The organism is Bacillota bacterium, from assembly GCA_040755295.1.
In the GTDB taxonomy this organism is placed as follows: domain Bacteria; phylum Bacillota; class Desulfotomaculia; order Desulfotomaculales; family Ammonificaceae; genus SURF-55.
In genome coordinates this window covers 33,777-57,351 of record JBFMBK010000005.1, presented here as the reverse complement: position 1 = coordinate 57,351, position 23,575 = coordinate 33,777, and the positions used below count along the sequence as shown (strand labels likewise).

The 23,575-nt window shown below is 55.2% G+C and carries 23 protein-coding genes and 1 pseudogene; 6 read left to right on the top strand and 18 right to left on the bottom strand.

Annotated features, from left to right (window positions below; translation table 11 throughout):
• Nucleotides 1-18: 18 nt before the first annotated feature.
• The 4 genes and pseudogenes from AB1500_05510 to AB1500_05495 form a co-directional block, all read right to left on the bottom strand.
• The gene (locus AB1500_05510; protein MEW6182621.1) at nucleotides 19-255 is read right to left on the bottom strand and encodes a PCP reductase family protein; all 237 of its coding nucleotides are present in this window, start codon (nucleotides 253-255) and stop codon (nucleotides 19-21) included.
• Nucleotides 231-1,700, bottom strand: a pseudogene (locus tag AB1500_05505) (DHA2 family efflux MFS transporter permease subunit). Before AB1500_05505 ends, AB1500_05510 begins: the two are co-directional and overlap by 25 nt.
• Nucleotides 1,701-1,753: 53 nt before the next feature.
• On the bottom strand, nucleotides 1,754-2,245 hold the full coding sequence (locus AB1500_05500) for a PadR family transcriptional regulator (protein MEW6182620.1): 492 nt from the start codon (nucleotides 2,243-2,245) through the stop codon (nucleotides 1,754-1,756).
• 135 nt (nucleotides 2,246-2,380) lie between these two features.
• Nucleotides 2,381-3,817: an ISLre2 family transposase gene (locus AB1500_05495; GenBank protein MEW6182619.1), complete on the bottom strand. Its 1,437-nt coding sequence runs from the start codon at nucleotides 3,815-3,817 to the stop codon at nucleotides 2,381-2,383.
• Nucleotides 3,818-4,255: 438 nt separating this feature from the next.
• Between AB1500_05495 and AB1500_05490 the strand changes: the two genes are divergently transcribed.
• From AB1500_05490 to AB1500_05470, 5 genes are all read left to right on the top strand, one after another.
• On the top strand, nucleotides 4,256-4,846 hold the full coding sequence (locus AB1500_05490; GenBank protein MEW6182618.1) for a hypothetical protein: 591 nt from the start codon (nucleotides 4,256-4,258) through the stop codon (nucleotides 4,844-4,846).
• Nucleotides 4,847-4,863: 17 nt separating this feature from the next.
• A complete protein-coding gene (locus AB1500_05485) occupies nucleotides 4,864-5,094 on the top strand; it encodes a hypothetical protein (GenBank protein MEW6182617.1) in 231 nt (76 codons plus the stop codon).
• Nucleotides 5,095-5,151: 57 nt separating this feature from the next.
• A complete protein-coding gene (locus AB1500_05480; GenBank protein ID MEW6182616.1) occupies nucleotides 5,152-5,526 on the top strand; it encodes a hypothetical protein in 375 nt (124 codons plus the stop codon).
• Nucleotides 5,527-5,549: 23 nt separating this feature from the next.
• Nucleotides 5,550-6,311: a class I SAM-dependent methyltransferase gene (locus AB1500_05475; protein MEW6182615.1), complete on the top strand. Its 762-nt coding sequence runs from the start codon at nucleotides 5,550-5,552 to the stop codon at nucleotides 6,309-6,311.
• Between the two features lie 63 nt (nucleotides 6,312-6,374).
• Entirely contained in the window at nucleotides 6,375-6,971 is a 597-nt protein-coding gene (locus AB1500_05470) for an NAD(P)H-dependent oxidoreductase (protein ID MEW6182614.1), read from the top strand.
• Between the two features lie 119 nt (nucleotides 6,972-7,090).
• Here AB1500_05470 and AB1500_05465 read toward each other — a convergent pair whose 3' ends face one another.
• Nucleotides 7,091-7,558: a hypothetical protein gene (locus AB1500_05465; protein ID MEW6182613.1), complete on the bottom strand. Its 468-nt coding sequence runs from the start codon at nucleotides 7,556-7,558 to the stop codon at nucleotides 7,091-7,093.
• 311 nt (nucleotides 7,559-7,869) lie between these two features.
• Here AB1500_05465 and AB1500_05460 point away from each other — a divergent pair, with 311 nt between their 5' ends.
• A complete protein-coding gene (locus tag AB1500_05460; protein MEW6182612.1) occupies nucleotides 7,870-8,598 on the top strand; it encodes an AAA family ATPase in 729 nt (242 codons plus the stop codon).
• Nucleotides 8,599-8,697: 99 nt separating this feature from the next.
• Here the strand turns inward: AB1500_05460 and sigE are convergent, their stop codons facing one another.
• The 13 genes from sigE to murD all read right to left on the bottom strand — a co-directional run bounded on the left by sigE (nucleotide 8,698) and on the right by murD (nucleotide 23,484).
• Nucleotides 8,698-9,381, bottom strand: coding sequence for an RNA polymerase sporulation sigma factor SigE (sigE, locus tag AB1500_05455; protein MEW6182611.1), 684 nt, complete (start codon nucleotides 9,379-9,381; stop codon nucleotides 8,698-8,700).
• A 342-nt stretch (nucleotides 9,382-9,723) separates the two neighbouring features.
• The gene (gene spoIIGA, locus AB1500_05450; GenBank protein MEW6182610.1) at nucleotides 9,724-10,626 is read right to left on the bottom strand and encodes a sigma-E processing peptidase SpoIIGA; all 903 of its coding nucleotides are present in this window, start codon (nucleotides 10,624-10,626) and stop codon (nucleotides 9,724-9,726) included.
• Between the two features lie 872 nt (nucleotides 10,627-11,498).
• Complete coding sequence (ftsZ, locus tag AB1500_05445) at nucleotides 11,499-12,554, bottom strand: cell division protein FtsZ (protein ID MEW6182609.1); 1,056 nt, start codon at nucleotides 12,552-12,554, stop codon at nucleotides 11,499-11,501.
• A 132-nt stretch (nucleotides 12,555-12,686) separates the two neighbouring features.
• A complete protein-coding gene (locus AB1500_05440) occupies nucleotides 12,687-13,046 on the bottom strand; it encodes a small basic family protein (protein MEW6182608.1) in 360 nt (119 codons plus the stop codon).
• 53 nt (nucleotides 13,047-13,099) lie between these two features.
• On the bottom strand, nucleotides 13,100-13,795 hold the full coding sequence (locus tag AB1500_05435; protein ID MEW6182607.1) for a DUF881 domain-containing protein: 696 nt from the start codon (nucleotides 13,793-13,795) through the stop codon (nucleotides 13,100-13,102).
• A complete protein-coding gene (locus tag AB1500_05430; GenBank protein MEW6182606.1) occupies nucleotides 13,792-14,505 on the bottom strand; it encodes a DUF881 domain-containing protein in 714 nt (237 codons plus the stop codon). The genes AB1500_05435 and AB1500_05430 overlap by 4 nt, the downstream gene beginning before the upstream one ends.
• Nucleotides 14,417-15,226 carry an FtsQ-type POTRA domain-containing protein gene (locus tag AB1500_05425; GenBank protein MEW6182605.1) on the bottom strand — a complete coding sequence of 270 codons (810 nt, stop codon included), beginning with the start codon at nucleotides 15,224-15,226 and terminating at the stop codon, nucleotides 14,417-14,419. Before AB1500_05425 ends, AB1500_05430 begins: the two co-directional genes overlap by 89 nt.
• A gap of 205 nt (nucleotides 15,227-15,431) precedes the next feature.
• Complete coding sequence (gene murA, locus AB1500_05420; GenBank protein ID MEW6182604.1) at nucleotides 15,432-16,682, bottom strand: UDP-N-acetylglucosamine 1-carboxyvinyltransferase; 1,251 nt, start codon at nucleotides 16,680-16,682, stop codon at nucleotides 15,432-15,434.
• Nucleotides 16,683-16,686: 4 nt separating this feature from the next.
• On the bottom strand, nucleotides 16,687-17,601 hold the full coding sequence (gene murB, locus AB1500_05415; GenBank protein ID MEW6182603.1) for a UDP-N-acetylmuramate dehydrogenase: 915 nt from the start codon (nucleotides 17,599-17,601) through the stop codon (nucleotides 16,687-16,689).
• A 103-nt stretch (nucleotides 17,602-17,704) separates the two neighbouring features.
• Nucleotides 17,705-19,105: a UDP-N-acetylmuramate--L-alanine ligase gene (gene murC / locus AB1500_05410; protein ID MEW6182602.1), complete on the bottom strand. Its 1,401-nt coding sequence runs from the start codon at nucleotides 19,103-19,105 to the stop codon at nucleotides 17,705-17,707.
• Nucleotides 19,106-19,217: 112 nt separating this feature from the next.
• A complete protein-coding gene (murG, locus tag AB1500_05405; protein MEW6182601.1) occupies nucleotides 19,218-20,351 on the bottom strand; it encodes an undecaprenyldiphospho-muramoylpentapeptide beta-N-acetylglucosaminyltransferase in 1,134 nt (377 codons plus the stop codon).
• 228 nt (nucleotides 20,352-20,579) lie between these two features.
• Complete coding sequence (gene spoVE / locus AB1500_05400; protein MEW6182600.1) at nucleotides 20,580-21,686, bottom strand: stage V sporulation protein E; 1,107 nt, start codon at nucleotides 21,684-21,686, stop codon at nucleotides 20,580-20,582.
• Between the two features lie 451 nt (nucleotides 21,687-22,137).
• On the bottom strand, nucleotides 22,138-23,484 hold the full coding sequence (gene murD, locus AB1500_05395; GenBank protein ID MEW6182599.1) for a UDP-N-acetylmuramoyl-L-alanine--D-glutamate ligase: 1,347 nt from the start codon (nucleotides 23,482-23,484) through the stop codon (nucleotides 22,138-22,140).
• Nucleotides 23,485-23,575 lie beyond the last annotated feature (91 nt).

Sequence of the window (23,575 nt, the reverse complement as noted above, 5' to 3'; positions counted from 1 at the left end):
AAAATATATTTACGCCTTTTAATCAGGCCGTCCGACCTTCCATCCCCTGCCGACTTCGACCACCAGGTCCGGTGTAACCAAACGCAGCCCCCGGTTACCGGCGGCCTTCTCGAAACCGGAGCGCGCCCGCGCGCGCAGCGCCGCCGGGAAACGATCCAGTATCGCCAGCGTATCCGGCGCCCAGGTGATCTTTCGCCGCCCTGCGCCCACCGCCAGCGTCGCCAGGATGCCTATCGCCGAGACGGCCAGCAGCACCAGCGCCACGTCGGTAAACGCCGACTGCAGCGCCTGGAGCCGCGCCTCGGCCTGAATCTCCTGTCCTGGATCCGGGGGCCGAGTTCGCGCAGCAGGCCGAGTTGGCGCCGCCGCGCCGGGTCGAGAGCGCCATTCCGGACGAGTTCCTGCAAGCGCGGCAGTTCGTGAATTAAGCGCGGGTCAACCCCCAGCGCGGCCAAGCGTTCCGCGACGTAAGTCCTGGCGGCATCGGCCGTCCGCTGGGCAAAGACGGTCGCGGCGACGGCAACGCCGAAGGGACCGCCGAGGTTGCGCACCATGTTGAAAATACCGCTCGCCGCCCCGATTCGGCGCAACGGCACATCGCCCGTAACCGCCCGCGAGAGGGGCGGCAGCATTGCGCCGATACCGACGCCGAGAACCGCCATCACCGCCAGCAAAAAGGCGTAACTCGTTTCGCGGTGTACCAGCGACAGGAGGTAAAGGGCAAGGGATGTCAGCGACGCTCCCAGCACGGCGGGCAGCCGCGCCCCGGTCCAGTCGCTCATCCGGCCGCTCAGCAGCGAAGCGCCCATAATCCCGAGAAACAGGGGCATGACGAGCTGGCCCGTTTGGCCGACCGAGTAGCCCTGCACCTGCTGGAGAAAAAACGGTATCAGGAAGAAGGCGCCCTGGAAGACCAGAAACGAGATAAAGACGGCGGTCCCCGCCGCGGCGAACAGGCGTGTGCGCACGATGGACAGGTCCACCACCGGGTGCGCGGTACGCCTCTCTACAGCGATGAAAAGAGCTAAAAAGAAAATGAAGCTCGCGGCAAATCCCACGGTCAACACCGAATCCCAACCCCATGACCGCCCCTGGTTCAGGGCGACGAGCAAGCTGCCCGCGGCAAGGAAAAGCAGCGCCGAGCCCGGCAGGTCGAAGGGCTCCGGCCGCGCCCGGCGCGATTCTTTCACCACCAGCGCGACGGCCGCAATGCCGGCCAGCCCTAACAGCACACTGGCCCAGTAGATCGCCCGCCAGTCAAACCAGTCGATCAGGTACCCGCCGAGCGTCGGGCCGAAGGCCGGGGCGGCGCCGGAAATCATGCCCTATACCCCGAGGGCACGGCCCCGCTCCGCGTGGGGAAAGTTCTCGCCGATGAAGGCCATACCGATGGGGATGACCGCCGCCGCGCCCAGGCCCTGGACGAAACGGGCGCCCGCCATGAACCAGATGCCGGGACTCAACGCACAGGCAAAGGCGCCGGCGGTGAAGAGGCCGAGCCCGATGAGGGCGTTCCGCCTGCGTCCGTGCATATCCCCCAACCGGCCCCACATCGGCTCAAAGACGGAGGCGCCGAGGGCGTAGGCCAGGCTGAGCCAGGCCACCGCTTCGATAGGAACACCGAAGTCCCGCATGATGACCGGGGTGGCCGGAAAAAGAAAGCTCAGGCTCAGGACGACGGTAAATGTGCCCACAAGCATGGCCGTCAGGCCCCACCATTTATAGTTGTCTTCAGTGACCGCGAACCTTTTCATCAGTTTTCCTCCTCAATGAGACGCTGAATCCAGGCGATGTCTTGCTCCAGGTGTTCGATGGACCGCGCCAGGAGCGCGGTCCGGTAGTGGTCTACCGAGCGGTTGCCGATTCGCTCCCGGACACACCGGCGCTCTTTTAGCTTGCGCGCCCATTCATCACGCTGCCGCTCCAGCAGCCGTTTGCGGTCCGAGGGCGGGATGTTCCGGAAGAACAGCATCTTCAGGCCAAAGGAAACGCCAGGGTCCCGTAACAACTCCACGAAGCGTACCTCCCCCTCAGGCGTGATCCGGTAAGTGACGCGCCTCTTACCTGGCCGCTCTTCTACCGTCTTACTAACGCAGCCGCGCTCCTCCAGCTTTCTGAGCATGGGATAAAGAGAACCGTAGCTGACCCTGCCGAAGTAGCCGACGATACTCTCCAACCGGCGCTTCAGCTCGTAGCCGTGCAACGGCCCGTCCTTAAGCAGGCCCAGAATCGGCAATTCAATCATCGTACCTCTTCCATATCAAATTGGTATAAGGCCATTATATATCTATTTGATATATCTGTCAAGTTCCACCGATATACACGGCCGTGTCAAGATTCAGTAGGTGAGCCTCCCAGATTTAAATTATAGAGGTAACCCTCAGCCTTGGAGGGACCACCTTACTGAGGTAAGTTCCCGTAAGACATGCTTGACCCACGGTTTTCCAGCGAAAGGTCCTTGTAAAGCCGGGACTTCTGCTGCCAGCCAATCCACATACTCTCCACAAGCTGCTTTTAAAGATTTTGCTATGGCCGTGGGAGGCATAATTCTCTTAAAGATGTCCTGACGATAATTGCGGCCGGCTTTATTATAGTCACCGAGTTTTCCGTTAGCCCGCACCGCCAAAAGACGGGCCATACGGTCGGCTCCTTCAGGGGTCCACCGTGCCCCTATCCGTTTCATTCGCCGGGTAATCGTATGGCGAACCTGCCCTTCAATGGTCCCCAGCCTCTCATTTTCCGGCAGCGAGGCGATCCCTTCCCAGTTTTCTAAGAGGTACTTCCTCAATTGCCGTATTCGTTTCCTTGCCGGGCGGCCAGGCGCCTGCTTTAGAGCCTGCTCTAAAGCAGATAGTACAACTTCACGATCACCTGTCGCTATGCCTTCAGCTGCTTCGTTATAACATTTACTGCAGAAAGATAGCGCTTCGGTTAGTCCTTTCCGTAAATGAAACCGGTCCAAATGATAACTGGCTTGTGGGAAAAAGGCTTTTCCACCTTCCTTAATCCACCTGGCACCATCCCCGCCAATCCGCACCTCTTCTATTCCGTCCAGCGCCCACTCACTGCCAAACAATACGCTGGCCTCTTCCCAAATTGCTTCACCATTCGTCAACCCCGCCACGCTATGACGGTTCACCAAGCGTCGGGGCTTCCCTTCTTTACCCTCATATCCTACAACAAGCTTGACTTCACCAACACAGGCTTTCGCACGCTGCTGCCGGATCATAACCCCATCGGCTTCGATAAACAACTCTCGCGTAGTTTTCTTCCCCAATGGTATTTCCCCATGTTTAAACACCGCTGTCCGCGAAGCCTTTGCTTCCTCTGCTACCATCCGGCCCGCCCGTTGGACTGCCGACCAAACCGTCATTGCATGTACCCCAGGTGCTATATACTCTAACAAGCGGCTTGCCCGCCTAAAAGGCATTTCCGTCCCCAACTTGATCATTATCTTGCTCATGCGCGGGCTTATCTGCTTCCTCTCGCCCAAATCCAGCGTTTCATCCAACAAAAATCGGCATTCCTGCGTCTTGGTTTCACGATACAGTCTGCGCCTGAAGCTCAATTCTCCAAAACTCGTCACGATACTTCGTTTACGTAACCCTACATTTTCAAGCGTCTTCTGATCCCGTTCCGCCAAAAGCTTCTTATCTATTTCCTCTAAAACTTCGGCCATTATCATCAAAGACACCCTTTGCACCAAACCCTGGACCCTTTCTTCCAACTCCTCAAAGCTACTAACTGAACCTACAACTTCGCTAAAACCTTCCGTTAAATGCAGGACTGCATCTGCCAAACATCGAACATTAACCACGAGACCTCAACTCCTTTGGCTGGGAGGGCTGCTTTTATGCAACCGCTTGAGGTCTCATTTCTTTATGACCTCCTCTTTTACCTACTGAAACTATACACTCCCGATATACACGCTTTACTGGGATCCAAAATAATGCTCCGGGCTTTAGCAGCAATATCCCTTGCGGTTTATCATAATTTTGCCGAATGGTTGCAGGAATATCAGGGGGGTCGTAGAAAAAAACCTTGCAGCCGTCATTACTGGCTGGAGGGCAACGAGGATGGCGGACAAGGTGCTTTATTTTCCGTATATAAGGTTTCCGGAGAACGACTGGTTCACGCGGGTACTTTTGGTATTGGGATAAAGTGGGTTCCATCGTTCCATCTGAGTACCTTCAACGTTCGGAGAAGCTCGGGACTTACATGTGCGAATTGATGTCAGGCTGAACTCGTCAAACCCGTGGTCCCTGTTGCGTATACCGAAAAAATACCCCTGTTCAGGGAGGCCTTTCTCGAGCTTATTAACCGAAACCCGGTTATCACGGAGCGCCGCGGCGCCGCCTTGCAGCGCGGTAAAACCTGGCGGATACACATAGAAAAATCCGGCGACGCGCTCGCGGATACGCTTTACGATAAGGGGCTGGCAAGGCCGGCGGAGTATCCGTGGTATGAAGTGGAGAAACTTACGGCCGACCTTTTTATGGCCTACTTAGCTTCGGTTCTCGGTAAACTGGAAGATTTACAGATGGACCCGATAACGGATCGCGCCGAGACCCTTCCAATATTCTCGAGCAGCCCCCAGAACGTCTCCTCAGTCCGGCGTCCCTTCTCGACCAGCTTCGCATGCGCGTGCTCGACGGGATCCTCCCGGCACCCGCTGGAGGAATCCCGGTTAAGGAACTCGCCGAATTCAAGTCGCGATACGCTGACCTGCTTCCCCGATTCCGGAGGCGCGTTGAATCATTCCTGGCCGACGTTGCCCTCATCGCCGATAAAAACTTGGCAGATTACAAAGTCCGCCTCTTTAAAGACGAGTTGCAGGAGGAGTTAGGTGAAATCAGAACGCGCATGCATGAGAGAAAATGGCCCCGGATAGTGTTTGGAACCCTGTGCGGGCTTCTGGCCGCCGCCATGCCCGGCGCACGGGCCGTAGCCGCCGGCGACGCCGTGTCAGCCCTGACGGCGCTACCCGGCCTGGTAACCGCCGTTTATTCCGCTTTCAAAGGAGCACCTAACCAGAAAGATGTCCTGCATTCCCCGCTCGCTTTTGCAGCGCTGGCTCAGGAGCGATTAACCTGATTCTACAATCTCCTTTACCAACAGGAAAGGCACATTAAGATACAGCACGACAACGTTTTGACAAAAATGATCCGGTTAACCGGTGGACATCCGCAAGACACGATGCTCCTCTGCTCAGAAGCGTACTACACGCTTTTGGGAGAACAGCGCCTTTTAAGCGAGACGGTCGAGATCGCCTACGAACGAGCCATGCTAAGTCTGGCACCCGTTTTCGAAGAAATACTTGACGATATCGGAAAAAATCCGCTTGTCCGCGAGGTCCTTCGCAGCCTCGCAGCAGAAGAAAATATTTACCAGGAAAAGCATCACCCGAATGAAATCAAAAGAGTGACCGATCAGCTTATAGTGAAAGCCGTTATCGAGAAAAAAGGCCGTGGCAAGTACAGGTTTGTGGAGCCGATGTTTAAAGAATACGTCTTGCGAAGCTACTGAGCAAGCCTTATGAGGTAACGACCTTGTTAAATGAAATTATCAAGAAGCAGTTCAACAGGCAGGCGGAGAGATTCAGCAACTGGTCCGTCACCCGGAACCGGGAGTACATGCGCCGGTATTTTGAGTTCTGTAGAATGAAAAAGGACGATACGCTCCTGGATGTCGCCTGCGGGACCGGAGAATTCGCGATATTCTGCGCCGGTAAAATAAAATCGGTTCAGGGTATAGACATCTCCGAAAATATGATCAAGATAGCGGCGGAACAGGCGGCACGGGACCGCCCGGTTAATGTAAGATTCATCTGCCACGATGTCGAAAAGATTCCCTGCGATGACGGTTCCTGCTCGGTGGTGATCTGCAAGTCGGCGTTTCACCATATGAGCAATTACGACCAGGTTTTCAGGGAAATGGTGCGATGCTGCGAAGGCGGCGGAAGAGTGAGCATTCAGGACATAGTTTCGTACAAAGACCGGAGGGTCAACGATTTCTTCGAACGCCTGGAAAAGGAGATCGATCTAAGCCACAACACGGCTTTATCTAAAGAATCTATCGTTAACCTCTTCAAAGCCAATAACTTGAGCATTCTGGACGAATTCGAGGTCGAAGTGGAACTGAACTTCGCGGACTATCTCGGTCACGCCTGCCAGTCTGAAGATGGTACGGCAAGGGTGGAAAGGTTGCTGGAATCCGGGTTGAAGGACAAAAGGATTTCGGAATACTTCATCGTCGCCGACGGCGGACTGTTCTTCAAACGAAAAGTCTTTCTTATCCTGGGCGAAAAGTGAAGAAGTAAAACGCCGGCGGGCTGGCCGCCCGAAGAACAATATAAAGCGTAAGGGGTTGAATCATTGAAGATATCGGTCATTCTGGGGCACCCGGAAGAAGGCAGTTTCAACCACGCCATAGCGGAAACCGTCGTCCATACCCTTGAGGCCGGCGGTCACGAGGTTATTTTTCACGATCTGTACGCGGAAGGGTTCGACCCCGTCCTGCCGGGCCGGGAGATACCCAAAGACGCCCCTCTTGACCCGGTGATACAGAAGCACTGCGACGAGATTTCCCAGGCGGAGGGAATCGTGATAGTCCATCCCAACTGGTGGGGCCAGCCGCCGGCGATCCTCAAGGGCTGGGTCGACCGCGTGATCCGGCCGGGTGTGGCTTATGAGTTCCTGGAAGGCGACAACGGCGAAGGAGTGCCGGTGGGGCTTTTGAAAGCAAGGTGCGCCCTGGTCTTCAACACCTCGAACACCCCCGAAGAACGGGAACTGAAGGTTTTCGGCGACCCGCTCGAAACGCTGTGGAAGAACTGCGTTTTCGTCCTGTGCGGGGTGGAACGCTTCCACCGGAAAATGTTCGGGGTGGTGGTTACCAGTACCCTTGCGCAAAGAAAAACCTGGATTGAAGAAGTAAGAAAAACCATACAGGAGTTTTTCCCAAAAACCTGACGGTTGCTACACCCGATGACCGGGAAATCTAAATAGTTATACCCGACATACCCCACCAGCCAAAGTCCAGTGACCCTCTTAACCAAGACTCGTAAGTTGCCACTTCACTCCGTGGACGTCTATGTCTCGGCTCTCGGGTTGCTTTCCAGCCGGCGCAGTGTCTGCGCCAAAGTCAACCCCCACAGCAGGCCGCCGGAATGGTTCGCTAGCACCGTAGCGGTTGTGAAATCAGAGAGGTATTGTGTTTCGAGCAGGACGGGTATAGCGTAAACGAAGAAACCTAGTATAATCCCGTAAAAGGCCCCCTTGAGAAGATAACCCCGGGAGGTTGTCTGAGGCAGGGCATAAGCGAAGACGACACCCAGCAGGCCTACCCACAGTATCTGAACGATTAAGGCGTACCCGGCCTGGAAATGCGTTTGGGGCAGGTCTCCGAACAGGATAACGCTCGCCCAGTCGAGATAGCGCAATATGGGCAGACCCAGCAGATAGTAGGTGGTCAGATCCCACACATTCATCAACACGCCTCCGGCGATTCCCGCCACGAGTCCCCGGAAGAACCTGTCCATTTGTTTATCGTCCTCCATGACATCCTGCCCGTTTTTAAAGTTAAGGGTTGTTGCTCGGCAACCCGGGGTTTACTTCGTTCAAGGCACTGTCAATAGAAAAAGGGTCTTCCCATGATTTTATTCTTTGTAATTCAAAGCAAATAATACCGGGTTATTCAACGTAACGACCATCGCCGCCCGCGTTAGTAATCGGCACACCCAAAGAACATCTAGGATAAGGAGGGTTTTTGACCATCTCCGGTGAAAGAATAACGATGTAGGAAATCACACGCCACGAGTCGAAGGTCCAAAGGCGGAAATTTGGAATTTATCGAGGAAGAGAGGGACCCATGCACCTTACCAAACTGACCATTTATCCCGAAAGCTTCCCGACGAAAGAATGCTACCCGTTCAGCCTCCCGGTTTTAAACCTGACGAAGAGCATTGAGTTCAAGACCCCGGTAACGTTTTTCGTAGGGGAAAACGGCACCGGGAAATCCACCCTGCTGAAGGCCGTAACCCAAAAATGCAGCATTCATATCTGGAAGGACGTTGAAAGAAGGCGCTTTCACGCCAATAAATACGCCGAGGAACTGTACAGGTATATAGATGTGCAGTGGGCGGAAGGACCGGTTCCCGGCTCCTTTTTCGCGTCGGAGATATTCAGGGATTTTGCGCTTATCTTGGACGAGTGGGCGGCGGCAGATCCGGGTATGCTCAAGTACTTCGGCGGCGAGTCCCTGGTAACCAAATCGCACGGCCAGTGCAACATGTCCTATTTCAAGAGCCGGTATCAGATCAAGGGGCTTTATCTTCTGGACGAACCTGAAACCGCCCTGTCCCCGAGGAAGCAACTGGAACTGCTGGAGATACTGGTCGAGACTAGCCGGACGGGAAAGGCTCAATTCATCATCGCCAGCCACTCGCCCATTCTCCTTGCGCTGCCCGGGGCCGCCATATTCAGTTTCAACCACGTGCCGGTAAAACAGGTTGACTATGAGGAAACGGACTACTTCAAGCTTTACAAGGACTTTCTTAACAACAGGGAACGGTATTTGAAACCGGTAGACAGTAGGTAGTAAGTAGTAGGGTAGTAGATGGAGGCTCCGCCCGGGGGCCGCAGCGTACCCCGAGAGACCGCCACCCGTTTTGAAACCCTGCTTCGGCCAAAGCATCATCTAAGCCAAACGGCACATTTCCTTCCGCAGACGTTTGATTATCCGCTTCTCGAGACGCGAGATGTAAGACTGCGAAATACCGAGCAGGTCCGCGACTTCTTTTTGCGTTTTTTCTTCACCGCTGTGGAGCCCGAAGCGCAGTTCCATTATCACCCGCTCGCGCCCGCTGAGACGTTCGAGAGCAAGGCGGAGGACCCTACGGTCGACCTCTTCTTCGATCCTTCTCGATGTGATGTCGATGTCGGTCCCCAGTATATCCGACAGGAGCAGTTCGTTGCCGTCCCAGTCGGTATTTAGAGGTTCGTCGAAGGAAATCTCCTGCCGGATTCGTGACTGCCGGCGCAGGTGCATAAGGATCTCGTTTTCGATGCACCGCGAGGCATAAGTGGCCAGCTTTACCTTGCGCTGCGGGTTGAAGGTGTTAACCGCCTTGATCAGGCCGATGCTCCCGATGGAAACCAGGTCCTCTACGTTTACGCCGGTGCTTTCATATTTGCGCGCAATGTACACAACCAGCCTCAGGTTCCTTTCAATGAGGGTGTTGCGGACCGTAAAGTCCCCGGTTTCCAGTTTATCGAGCAGAATCACTTCTTCGTCGACGCTCAGGGGCGGCGGCAGCAACTCCGGCCCGCCTACGTAATACCCCGGCCGGCGCCAGCCGATACGGATGAAACAACGCAGGATGAAAAGCCTGACCCGCCAGAAGATACGGTCTAACAAGTCGGAATCCCTCCCTATAAAAAGACGTTCAACGTTTATAAAAGGCCGAAGCACAAGCAATTGGTTTTCATTCCCGGTAGCGACGATGGATCGTAGCAAGGAACTCCCTCGAAATTGGTTTACAGTTTTAAGTTCAGAGTGAGGTTTGCTGCTATAGAAAGCTGCCTGAATTACTGCTATTTTCATCATTTCTGGTGGAACTGCGCCCGGCCGCATGGCCAACTCCTATCTGTAAATGATGAATGATGACGAAAGGTCCATCACCATCAGCCTAACTTGGAACTTGGAACCTTGAACCTTGTACTTTTAAAGCAAAGCGTCAACCAGCCGCGGGTGAAGAAGGGCGTTGTACTTCGCCTCCGGGCTTAAGCGGTGGCGGTAAATCCCCACCACCACCCGTTTAATCCGGACCACCTTTCCTCCGTAAACCACCTCGACCGCATCCGGCTTAAAACCGATGAGCAGGCCGCCGCGCTTCCCGAGGGACTGGTACGGGATCAGCCGCAGGCGTGTCGCCCAGCCGGGGTCTTCAATTTTGGTGCCGATGGCGGAAAAATCAGGCTCAAAACGTGCTTCTAAGGCTTCTCGAAGCTCGGGAGGCATAAAGTCTTTGACGGAATCGTACTCGGCGATTACCACCGGATAACGGCTCACCGGGTCTATGAGCTGGTTGCCGGTGTCCAGCAGAGCTTCCAGTTCAACCTTCTTCAAGCCCATACGGATGGTGATAGGAACCCTGAAAAAACCCTCCGCCAACCTCCGGCGCAGAAAGGCGCCTTTCGTCCCGGCAACCACCACCAGTATAAGGGCGATAAGAATACCGGGCCATAGATATGCGTAGTCGTTTAGTCCGCCTTCCGCCGCCGTGCCCCCGACAAGGCTGTTAATGCCGAGGACCACTCCCCCCATCGCGAATGAAACTCCAAAGAAAAGCGCCCAGGCACCGAGAAAACGCCGCCATGAAAGCGGCGCGAAAGCGATGAGCACCACCAAAGCAGAAAGCGCGAGCTTCCCGGAAAAGTTAAAAATCCGGCCTCCTTCGGGAAAGAAAATAAACATCACGTACAACGAGCCGACTGTCGCCGCGGTAATAAGGCGCAGAAACCGATACGGCAATCCCGCCAGTTTAGCCGTGAGGTGTAGTATGGCGTAATTCATCAACATGTTGTTTGCTAGAAGCTCATCGACGTAAACGGTATACCCATTCATTTGACACTCGCCCGCTTTCAACTAGAAAATCCCGGCAGCCCGCCGAACAAGAATGACGGGCAGAAAGTCGGGGTTAAGGTCAGAGGTCGATTTTAAAGAGATTCAACCGCGAATTCCCGCGGTAACAATTGAAGTGTCCCGGTCGTCGGGCGCACCGATATGCTGCGCATTTCAGATGTCGGATGCAGGAGGTAAGAAGTCGGATTTCTTGGAAGAATTCGCTGTTACGAATTCTTCCGTTGAGTCTGACCTCTGATTTCTGGCTTCCAACCTCTAATATTGTACGCTCCACGCCGCCCGGCTTCGCTTTCCCCCAGTACTCAATTTGGCACCGAAAGCTTAGTTGGTTCCATGGGTAACTGAATACCAGGCAAACGTACTTCCTCATCCTTCGTTGAGTGCCGGGTTGTTTTTCGTAGCCCCCTGGAACCTTTCCTATTCTGGGTGCCGAAAGCCGTTAAGTTGTCTTTCTCTGGGTTAAGGTATTTTGCAATACTCTCCCAGGCCGGCTTCGCGTTCTGCTTGCATCTCGCCGCCCGGCACTCAACTCACTCGATAACGATGGCGTAAGTCGTAGTGTATATTTGAGTGCTGGGTCAGAGAAACACTACGCGGTTGAATAGTTACTCCCCGCGAAGGCTTCAAGCCTCTGACTTCACACCTCCCGCTCCTTAATAAGGCGTTCTCCCAGGAATCTCTAAAAAGGTATGCTGCTTGTATGGGTTTTATGAGAGGAGTAACGGCAAAAACGAAAGGCTTTTTTCAAAGCGCAACCCCGGCTTTGATTGTATCAAGCCGGGGTTGTGAAAGATGTAAAATCGTAGTTAAAGCTTTACGTTTGGATACGCTGCCTTTTTGCTTTTTTCGTTAGTTTATTTTCCTGACCGCCGGAGCAGAAATACAGGGATATCGAGGTCTTCATGCTGCTGGCTTACGGTTGTCTTCAGGTCGAAATCCATCGCCTCCGAAACCTGTCTGACATCGAAACCCGTAGCTATAACCGTTACCCGCACCTCATCGTTCAGGCTCTCGTCGATGACCGCTCCGAAGATGATATTGGCTTCAGCGTCAACCACCTGGGCGATGATTTGTGCGGCCTCGTTGACCTCAAGCAGCCTCATGCTTGAATCACCGGTCATGTTTAGGAGAATCCCCCTGGCCCCTTCGATCGTTGTTTCGAGCAGCGGGCTCGAAATCGCCATCCTGGCCGACTCCACCGCCCTGTTCTCCCCGCGCGCCACACCGATGCCCATCAAGGCGGAGCCTGCGTCTTTCATTATGGTGCGCACGTCGGCAAAATCAAGATTAATCAAACCGGGGACGGCGATTAGATCGGAGATGCCCTGTACCCCCTGCCGCAGCACATCATCGGCTATACGGAAGGCTTCGATCATCGAGGTGTTCTTATCGATAACCTGAAGAAGCCGGTCGTTGGGGATGGTAATCAGGGTATCGACCCGCTCCTTCAGCTTGCTTATTCCCGTTTCAGCCTGGAGCTGTCTTTTACGTCCTTCAAAAGCGAAAGGGCGTGTCACCACGCCAACGGTAAGGGCTCCGTTTTCTTTTGCCAGTTCCGCCACAATAGGCGCTCCACCGGTTCCCGTTCCGCCACCCATCCCGGCGGTGACGAAAACCATGTCCGCTCCCTTAATTCCCGTAGCGATTTCTTCCCTGCTTTCCTCCGCCGCTTTCTCTCCGATTTCCGGATTTCCGCCTGCACCCAGACCCTTGGTCAGCTTCGCACCGATCTGGATCTTGTTCGGGCTTTGGGACATAGCTAAAGCCTGCGCATCGGTATTAACAGCGATAAATTCGACTCCTCTTACCCCAGCTGAAATCATCCGGTTTACGGCATTATTGCCGCCGCCACCGACGCCAATCACCTTAATGTTTGCAAATTTGTCCAGATCGATTTCGACATCAATCACGGATCGTCCTCCCCTCCGAAATGGGCGTAATCCAGGCCGGATGAAATGAAATTGTAAAACTAATCAGCCAACTGTATAAAGTTGAAGATTCCACGCCCGGTATCGATTTCCCTTTTCTAAAAACGACAATTTTTACTTTTTTGTTTTATTTGCTTTATTCATGAGATGGCGGCGTATGATTCCTAGATTCTGGAATAATCGCACCCCAAAGGCCACAATTGCCGCCGTGTAAAGCTCCACCCCGAGACGGTCGCCGATAAAGACCAGGCCGGCGGCGAGAAGCGCGTTACTGAAGAAGCCGCTGATAAAGATTACATTATCAAAATGGTCCTCCATCGAGGAGCGTACCCCGCCGAACACCGAGTCCAGCGCCGCAAGTACCGCTAACCCCATATACTTACCGTAAGCCTGGGGAAAAACAAGCGGCACCTTCAGCCCAATCACGGCTCCAATTACAAGACCTATTATCGCCAGCCAGAACCCGATCCACATACCGGACCCCCCTCAGCGCTTCAAAACGCATTGCCGGAATAGTTGTTCCTTTGTCATCCTTCTTTAACCTGTTTCGCGAATTCATAACGCAATGAACCCTTATAAGCCGGGATCTCCACTCTGTTCTTCGGCTCCACTGTAACGTTCATTCCCCAGTCGCGCAGAGTTTCAACCAACCCCCCCCGGATCTCGAGGCTGCTCCTGAGCGCAGCTGAATCACCTATGGCGAGGATCTCGTAAGGCGCCGTTATCTTCTGCGTGTTTACAATGATAAAGGAACCCGCAAGACGGATCTCCGATATGGAGATAAGGCGCTGCCCGTTGATACTTATGGCCTCGGCCCCTGCGGCACGCAGCTCGTTTACCAGCTTCAGAAGATCCTCGTCGCGAAAGGTGAAGATCGCACCCGGCGCGGCACTTTCACTCGTGTTGGTTATTGTCACCATTACCCCGTGCCCCTCAACAGCGGTCATCCCGGCCACAGCAGCCGCGTCATTCACCTCGGCCTTTAGTATTTCCTTGGCCTGGGTATACCCGAGACGCGTGCGGGACAACTTTCTTTCAAGATCATTCGCCTCCGCCTCAAGCCCCGCCCGCTCCCTGGCCAAATCCTTGAGTTCCCGGGCTAATTCGTTGGCGCGGTCAAGAGGAACGCCGGGCTCGGCAGCGCGGTTGGTAGTGCGAAACTGCAGCGTGATCATAAAGCCCAATACCAGGGCTATCAAGGCGATCGTGTAACGTTTTTTCACGGCTTCACCCCTCCGCCGACCGGATGCGCGTGGGTGAACTCCCGGCTCCCCTTGTAGGCTGGAATCGTAACCTGCGCCAATTTTCGGATGGAGACCTGGATGCCCCAGAACTGTTGGAGGGTATCAACCACCCCGCCCCTCATCTTAAGGGAGTTAATCATCGTGTCCGGGTCTCCGATGGCGGTGATGATAAACGGAGCTGCTACCCGTCTGGCCTTATTGACTAAAATGGTCGGGCCGATGCACCTGACCTCACTGGTGGAAAGCAAACGCTCGCCGTTTATGGCCAGGGCCTCGCCCCCGGCCGCGCGCAATTCGTTCAGCACCCGCAGCACGTCTTCATCATGAAGCACGTATAGATTAGGGTTCTGTCCCGGTTGAAGAACAGCGTTGCTGTCGCTGAGGGTCACCTCAACACCTGGGCCGGTTACCGGTACCAACCCGGCCTCAATCCGGTACCCGGCGAGCTTATCCTTCATCGGTTTAAGGCCGGCCTGGGTTGTCGCCTCGTCAAGCTCGTTGCGGAGCCCGGTAACCCGTGCCTGCAACCGGTCCCTTTCCTGCCGCGCCGCAAGCACTTCCGACGTCAACCTTTGTACCCGCTGGATTGGAACCGTTCGCTCAATCTCGCGGGAAAGCCGATACTGAACCGCGATCATCAGGCCCAGAAAGAGGGCCACCAGCATCATTGTGAGGTGAATTACCCGCAACGTCCTTAACCCCCTGGGTGACAAACTTAACTACGGGACGTTTTGCCACGTTAAGATCAATGTATAAAATCTTCCGGTCGCCCACCGTCTTTAGTATGCTGCAAAGGACCCGGTCCTTCTCGGGCAAGTCCTCCGGCAAACCCAAACATATTTTGACACCTTCGGTGGTGTAAGCCTCAACAGTTTTGATAGGGGTCACATGAATTTCCGCTAGAGACGGGATCAGTGTCTTGCTCAAGGACTTAAGCACCGTCACCGCGGTCCGGAATCCTGCCGTTCTAAGACGCTTTCCCGGTGTAGGCGCTATACCCGCCCCGGTAAGCACCGGGAGCGTCGAAGCAGCATCGAACCTCCCGATGCATACCCCGGCGTAGTCCAAGCCGTACAGGCCGTCTTCCCCGGATACCAGAACGACGGCTTTCCTTTCTATGAGCCTGATCAGTACCCTTCCCGGCAAACATCGCTTGATTTCCAGATCTTTCACCGCGGGGATGATCTCCACCCGCGCCGCCGCCTCGCGCAGGTTTGTCCGGAAAATGTTATCTCCGATCGGTATTGAGGCGGCACCGGTTATTTGCTTCGCCGTCAGTCTTTCATTTCCTTCCACAACAACCTCGCGAATGGCAAAAAGAGGAGAGTTTAACAAAACAAACCCGGCAACCAAAAGAAGCATGACTAAACAGATGCTTTCCAAAGTGTTGCCCCTTGACCTTCTCTTCACCCGATCCGCCCCCCGAAGCCAGAATATGGAATACGGAATGTAGAATATAGAACGGAGACAAGGAGATTTATCTACTACCTACTACCTACTACCTTCTACCTACTGCCCCCCCGACTGCAGCTTGTCCCGAAGAATTTCAGGAAAAAGCCGTCTTTTTAAAGACGACCGTTTCAATGCCATATAGACCTTCCGTCCACCAAAACAACTAACTGACTCTCTCGATAGCTGCTCCCAGTGACCGGTATTTTAATTCCAGTTCCTCATAACCGCGATCGATGTGCTCTATTTTCTCGATTACCGTTCCGTTATCGGCTATAAGACCTGCAAGAACAAGCGCCGCTCCGGCACGCAGGTCGGGGGCTTCAACATGCGCTCCGCTAAGCTTTTCCACGCCCCGGATGACCACCGCCCGGCCTTCTATGTACACGTCGACGCCCATCCGTCGAAGCTCCGGGATGTGTTTAAACCTATTTTCAAAAACCGTCTCCGTCACCACACTCGTTCCCCTGGCAACCGCAAGAAAAACACACATCGGCGCCTGCAGGTCGGTCGGGAAACCCGGGTAAGGCATGGTGCGTATATCCACCGCTTTTATCGGCCCCTCCCGCCGTACCCGGATGGATTCACCCTCCAGATCGAGGTCGACCCCCGCTTCCCGGAGTTTTGCCAGCAAAGGCTCTACGTGTTCCGGGATGACGTTTTCTACTACAACTTCGCCTCCCGTGAGAGCGGCGGCAATAATATGCGTGCCCGCTTCAATCCGGTCGGCGACGACCCGGTGCCCCTGCGGCCCGCGCAGCGATTTTACCCCGCTGACCCTGATGGTGGATGTTCCCGCCCCGCGGATTTTCCCTCCCGCCCGGTTGAGAAAATTTTGCAGGTCGATTATCTCGGGCTCCCTTGCCGCGTTTCTGATAACGGTGGTACCTTTTGCAAAAACAGCCGTCATTATAAGATTTTCCGTGGCGCCTACACTCGGCAGGTCGAGGTGAACTTCCGTTCCCACAAGCTTGCCGGCTTCCGCCGTTAAGTACCCCGACCGTTCCTTTATTTCCGCCCCGAGCGCCCTCAACCCTTTTATATGTAAGTCTATAGGTCTGAGACCTATGTTACATCCTCCCGGCAGAGAGATCTTCACGCGCCCGAAGCGCGCTAAAAGTGGGCCCAAAACCAAACAGGAAGCTCGCATACGCCGCATCAAAGATTCCGATATTTCTTCCAATCGAAGATTTGCTGTGTCTACGTGAACATCTTTTCCTTCGCGTGTGCATTCCACTCCTAAGTGCCGCATCACTTCGCACATTACGGCGATATCATTCAGCCTCGGCACCCCTTCGATCACACTTATCCCGTCGCATAACAGACTGGCGGCCAGGATGGGTAAGGCAGAATTTTTCGCTCCACTAACCTTAATCGCTCCCTGTAAGCGGTTTGGACCCTTGATGACAAAACGCATCCGGTCATCCTGCCCCGCTTTCACCAATTACTCTCACCTCAAGTTCCAACCAAACACCGAACTTTGCCTGGACCATTTCCCGCACCTTGTTAATCAGTGATAACACATCGTCGGCCCGGGCACTTCCAAGGTTGACAATGAAATTGGCATGCACCTCGGATACAGCCGCGTCCCCGACCCGCAAGCCTTTGCAACCGGCCAACTCAATCAGACGTCCCGCCGCGTCACCCGGCGGGTTTTTGAAGACGCTGCCGGCGCTAGGGCAATCCAGGGGCTGGGAGCCGCGTCTCTTTCGCAAGTATTCCTCACTCCGACGCCGGATATCGATCGGGTTGCTGGGAGTCATTTTAAGGGTGGTTTCCGTTACAATCGCCGGTAGACGCTGCAGCCCGGACGTCCGGTATCCAAAATCAAGCTCATTGCGGTTCAGCACCCGCTCACCGGCACGGGAATCAATCACCGTCACCTTCTCCACTACATCGGCCATGGCCGCCCCGTTGGCTCCCGCGTTCATGGTAACGGCGCCGCCTATGGTTGCCGGTATCCCCACGGCAAACTCGAGTCCTCCTAATCCTGCCGCCTGGGCTATGGCTGTTACCCGGCCGAGTTTTGCCCCGGCCTCAGCGATTATCCTGTCGCCGGCGATGCTGACGTGCCCGAGCGCATCGCCGATTCTCAGTACCACCCCCTTCAACCCGCAATCACTCACCAATAGGTTTGAGCCGTTTCCAATGACGATCAGCGGCAGATCATTCGTCCTGCAATAATCCGCCAGCAATGCAATGTCCTCACGGGAAGCCGGCTCAACGATGACTTCCGCCGGACCGCCGATCCTCCAGGTCGTATGGTTTTTCAGCGGCTCGTCGTATAGAATCTTCCCTTTTATCCTGCTTGCAAGACTTGCTGGCAGGTAAGACATCTCATTCTTCCTCCTTACTCCCAACCGAAAAACAGGCATGCTTAATACGGATTGGGGAAAGCGGACGGAACCTTCAGGCCGGACGGTAAAAACCTCCGAAAGCTTACCCGCTGACTTCGTAATGGGAGGCGCAAAAACGGCCCTCTAGCAATTTGACAAGCTGCAATCCCACTTGGAAAATGTCTCCGGCACCCAGGGTTATAACGATATCGCCTGGGCGGACGATCTTTTCCAGATAGGCCGCACGGTCGTTCCCCGGCATCTGCAGCGGCGGCCGTCCGTGGTTCCGGGTTATCGCCTCCCGGATTAATTCAGAGGTCACACCCGGTAACGGCGCTTCACCGGCGCTGTAAATCTCATCGACCAGCACCGTGTCCGCACCGTTGAAAGCCGACCCGAATTCCTCGTGCAGAAGAGCGGTTCTTGAATACCGATGCGGCTGGAAAATGGCGATAACCCGCCCCGGATTCAGTTGACGCGCCGCTTGGATCGTCGCCGCGATCTCGGTAGGATGGTGCGCGTAATCGTCCACTACCCAGATGCCACCCACGTTGCCAAGAGTCTGAAATCGGCGGTTCACGGAACGGAAGGCTGCAAGGGCGCAGGCGGCATCATTAAACGAAACCCCGAAGTACCGGCCGACCGCCACAGCGCAAGCGGCGTTCAGAACATTGTGCATCCCCGGGACACTCAGCGTCAGTTGTCCCAGGTACTCCTCCTTGTGGTACAGGCTCGCCTCCGAGACCAAGCCGCGAAACCGGATATCTCCAACCCGGAAATCCGCTTCCGCATTTTGTCCGTACGTGAGAATCGGCCCTTTGGCCGCGCCGATGATTTCCGCCTGCCTGGTGTCGTCGCGATAAATCACCGCCAGGCCGCCCTGCTGGACCTTGCCGATAAAATCGCGGAAGGCGTCCACCAGGGCATCCATCCCGCCGTAGTAATCAAGATGGTCGTTTTCGATATTGGTTACGACCGCCACCTCCGGCGAAAGCAGCAGGAAAGAGGCATCGCTTTCGTCGGCTTCGGTAACGAAATAGCCGCTTCGTCCTAACCGGAAATTGCCGCCTATCGCCGCCCACTCCCCGCCTACCAGAACGGTCGGGTCAAGCCCTCCCGCGATTAAAACCGCCGCCACCATCGCGGTTGTCGTTGTTTTACCGTGTGCGCCGGCCACGGCAACACTCCGATACCCCCGCATCGTCTCCGCAAGGAGTTCCCCCCGCCGTATCACCGGGATACCGCGCTGCCTGGCCGCCGCCACTTCGGGGTTTTCGGCTTTGATCGCAGAAGATACCACCACCAGCTCCGCGCCGCCGAGATTTTCTGCTGCGTGCCCCGAATAGCAGACGGCTCCGTCGGCCTTCAGACGCTCTGTGACCCGGGAAGGCTTGGCGTCCGATCCCGCAACCCGGTACCCTTGGGATAGAAGAAGCGCTGCCAGACCGCTCATACCGGCGCCGCCTATTCCGACAAAGTGCACATTTTGAGGTAAATTAACCATATTTTAGACCATTACTCCTCCCAAGGGCTCATTCCCACGGTATTTTATGCAAATACTGCTCAGCATGCTACCAGGCTTGTACATATAATGATCACACGGGCTTCTAACCGCTTTATCCGAGGTTTCCGATCTCCCTTACACACGCGATTATCTGCTCCAAAGCATCCGGTTTCCCCAGGCGGGCGCTGTTTTTCGCCATTTGGGTCAATCGTTCCGGCGCGTCCAGAAGATCGTTAACCTCCCGGAGCAGTCTCTTCCCGGTAAGCTGCGCGTCTCTTATCATAACCGCAGCTTCCCTGTCTACGAGGGCCTTCGCGTTATACTCCTGATGGTTGTCCGCGGCATACGGGTACGGAATCAGAACCGCGGGCCTTCCCACACATGTAATTTCCGCTATTGTCGCCGCCCCCGCCCTGCAAAGCACCAAGTCCGCCGCGGCCAGATGGTCCGCGATGTTATAAAAATAGGGCGCGATGGTAATGTTCCCCTGCCCCATAGTGTCTATACCGTCCGGCTCAAGGAGCCGTGTAAAAGTCTCATACCCGGCGGAGCCGGTCGCGTGATAAATCCTGACCCCCGGCCTGCCGTAAAAGGCCTTAACCACATCCACCATTGCCTCATTAAGCCGCCGGGCGCCGCGGCTGCCGCCGAAGGAAAGCAGTACGGTCTCCGCACCCGCGCCCAGCCGAGCCCGCGCTTCTTCACGGTCGATCCTCCGGATTTCTTCCCTAACCGGCAGACCCGTGACTCTTATCCTGGCGCCGCGCGGGAGGTGCCGCATGGCCTCGGGAAAAGTCAGCGCCACACACCTCGCGGTCCGCGCCAGAAGTCTGTTCGTAAGACCGGGAAAGGCGTTTTGTTCATGAATCAGCGCCGGAACGCCGGCAAGGTAAGCCGCCAGTAGAACCGGTCCGGAGACATAGCCGCCGGTCCCTATCGCCACGGTTGGTTTAAAAGCCCTTACCAGCCGGTATGCTTCCCCGGCGCCCCAAAAGCTGAGCGTGGCCGACCACAGGTTCCGGGCCGTCAGCCGCCTTTTGAACCCCGCAGCGCTTATGGTCTGAAAGGGCAGCCCGGTCCGCGGCACGATATCGGCCTCCAAGCCCTGTTTGGTTCCGACGTAAAGAACCCTGCAGTGTTCAAATGCTTCGCTCAGACCCTGGGCTATCGCGAGGGCCGGATATACGTGCCCCCCCGTCCCGCCGCCCGCTATTATGAATCGTAATTCCGACACCCTAACTTCCAACTTCTCACATACCGCCTCTCAATACGCCTTCCGTGTTCCGTTTTCCCCAAGCACTCAAATCGGTGCGCAAAATGTGGGAAGTCGTACGGGCAACTCAAATGCACCACAAACGGCATTCTTCTTAACTCTCATATTGAGTGCTGGTTATTTTCGCAGCCTCCGGCTAGCACTCCAAATGGTAAGTGACCATTTTTTCTACCGGTTAAGATGTTTTTCATCAATATTCTACTACCTTACCACCTGCCGCGATATATTGAGAAGCACTCCTACCGCCGAAAGGGTAAAAACCAACGACGTGCCGCCGTAACTGATGAACGGCAGCGGAATACCCGTAATCGGCAAACTCCCGGTAACCACACCGATGTTTATTAGTGCTTGAAGTCCGATCCCCGCAGTTATTCCGGCCGCCAGAAGACTGCTGAAGGAATCCGGCGCCAAAAGCGCCACCCTCAGTCCGCGCCAGATGAATACAATAAACAGGCTTACCACCACTACTGTCCCTATCAACCCCAACTCTTCGCCGATCACCGCGAAGATGAAATCCGTATGCTGCTCGGGCAGGTATAGAAACTTCTGCTTACCCTGCCCTAGTCCCATGCCGAAGAGACCGCCCGATCCGAGGGCGTAAAGCGACTGGATGATGTGAAAGCCGCTTCCCAGAGGATCTTTCCAGGGATCGATAAAAGCCAGGAAACGCCGCATGCGGTATGGTTCGAGATAAATTGCCGCACCCACCGCGGCGACGCCGCACATACCGAGGGAACTTAACGCCGCTATGGAACAACCGGCACAAAAAAGCATCGTGAAAACCGTCCCCATCAGCGCCATTGCCGTACCTAGATCGGGCTGAAGCAGAATAAGGCCGGCCGCGATGCCGGCAACTGCCAGGAAAGGCAACATGGTCCGGAACCCCCTGGGCCCGGGCCGCTGTACGCTCAGCCCATACGCCGTGAAGACCACCATGCCGAACTTAATGATTTCCGAAGGCTGGAATCGAAGCAGCCCTATATCGATCCACCTTTGTGCCCCGTGAGACGCATACCCTACTCCCGGGATCAGAACCACTAAAAGAAGCATAAAAGAAATGCCTAACAACAACAGGGCATGCCGTCTAAAGTTGCGGTAGTCGTATTTCAAAAAGAAGATCATACCGATAATACCGATGACTGCCCAAAAAAACTGTCTCTTGAAGAAGTAAAAGCTGTCATGAAAGCGCACCAAAGCGGTGTACTCACTCGCGCTGAAAACCATAACCACCCCGATACTAAGCAGGGTGAGCACGCTCAGGAATAAAATAAAATCCGGCGGCCGTGAGGCGTGGCTGCGGGATCGCATTCCCCGTCCTCCTCTGAAAATGCGTTCTTATTTCGTAAGGCGCGGCGATACTCAACGCATTGCTGCGATTTTGGAGGTTAGACTAGTTGAAGGAATTCGCTACAGCGAATTCCGTACTTCTGTTTCGACTTCCAACCTCTTGCATCCAACTTCTAAAATGGTTCGTCTCCTCCGGTCTTCCTTGCACTGCATCGCTCCTCGTCGCGTTCCGTTTATGTTACTCTTCTGCATCCAAGTAACCAGCTTACAGGTCGTCCCATTTTCATTCTCATCCGGAGCGGCCTCTGGTCGCCCAGCGAACTCCTTTAAAGTTCAAGGTCCAAGTTTAAGGGGCAGTAGCCAGAATCCAGAACCCATGCCGGTTTTTAAAAAATTCGGACTCAGGACTTTAAACTGAGGACTTAGGACTGTTGAACCCGTGAATCCCGACCCGTAACTCATGACTCAGGACTTAATCCGGAACGGCCATCTCCCGCACGGTTTGCTTGAACAACTCCCCGCGCTCTTCATAATTCCTGAACATGTCCCAACTGGCGCACGCAGGCGAAAGCAACACGACATCCCCCGGACGTGCGGCCTCTCGCGCGAGATGCACGGCCTCTTTGAAACCTTTCGCCCGAAGAATCAGGTCAACGCCCGCCGCTGACGCCGCCGCCGCAATCTCTTCCGCGCTCTCCCCGAGAACCACCAGCACCCGCGCCTTCTCCTTCACCTTCGCCGCAAAGTCGTCAAACCTGCTTCCCTTGTTCCTCCCGCCCGCTATCAGTACTATCGGCCGGTCGTATGCCTCCAGGGCTTTAATCGCCGCGTCGGGATTAGTGCCCTTCGAATCATTTATGTATCTCACGCCGTCAATATCATCCACAAATTCAAGGCGGTGAGTTACGCCCTTGAAATCCCGCAGCGTCTTGGCGATCACATGCGCCGACACACCCATAAAGCCCGCCGCGGCCACCGCCGCCAGCGCGTTTTCCAGATTGTGCGCACCGGGTATGCCGATCTCACCCGCGCCGCAGATCTCCACCGGACCGCCGTCGTGTGCGAAAAACAGCCTGCCGTCACGGACACACGCGCCACTCTCAAGGTTATGCCGCCTGCTGAAGAATAATTCCACCCCGCGGCTCTGACCTTTCATCGCCGCCGTCAGCGGATCATCCAGGTTGAGCACGGCGGCGTCTCCTTCCTCCTGGTTGACGAAAATGCGAGCTTTGGCCGCCGCGTATTCCGCTATAGTCCGGTGGCGGTCAAGATGATCGGGTGTAACATTCAGAACAACCGCCACCCGGGGACGGAAAAGGAGGGTGGTCTCAAGCTGGAAGCTCGATACCTCCGCCACGATAACATCCGGGGGGACATCTCCCTCCACCAAGCTGATCAGAGGTGTTCCTATATTTCCGGCCACCACCGTACGCCATCCCGCCGATTTGAAAATTTCCCCGGTGAGCGCGGTGGTTGTGGTTTTACCGTTGGTGCCGGTAATAGCTACAACCGGCGCCGAAGTCAAACTGAATGCGAGTTCGAGTTCCCCGGTCACTTCTATCCCCCGCATACGGGCCTCCGACAACGGTTCCAACTCTGTCGGCACGCCGGGGCTCACCACAACAAGATCAAATCCCGCCACAGCCGGGTACGCGCCGAAAAAGGTTTTGACACCTAATGCCGCCGCTTCCGGCAATTCCGCCGCTGTCTTGATATCCGTGAGGACCACATTCGCCTTTTCCGCAGAGAGAAAGCGCGCCGCAGCCACACCGCTTTTCCCGGCGCCTACAACGAGTATATTTTTACCTTCGAATTGCAATGTAAACACGCTCCTATGTCATTGGTCACGAGTCACGGGTTACGAGTCGCGAGCCAACGAGTTCGACTTTCGACTCGTGACTTTGGACTCG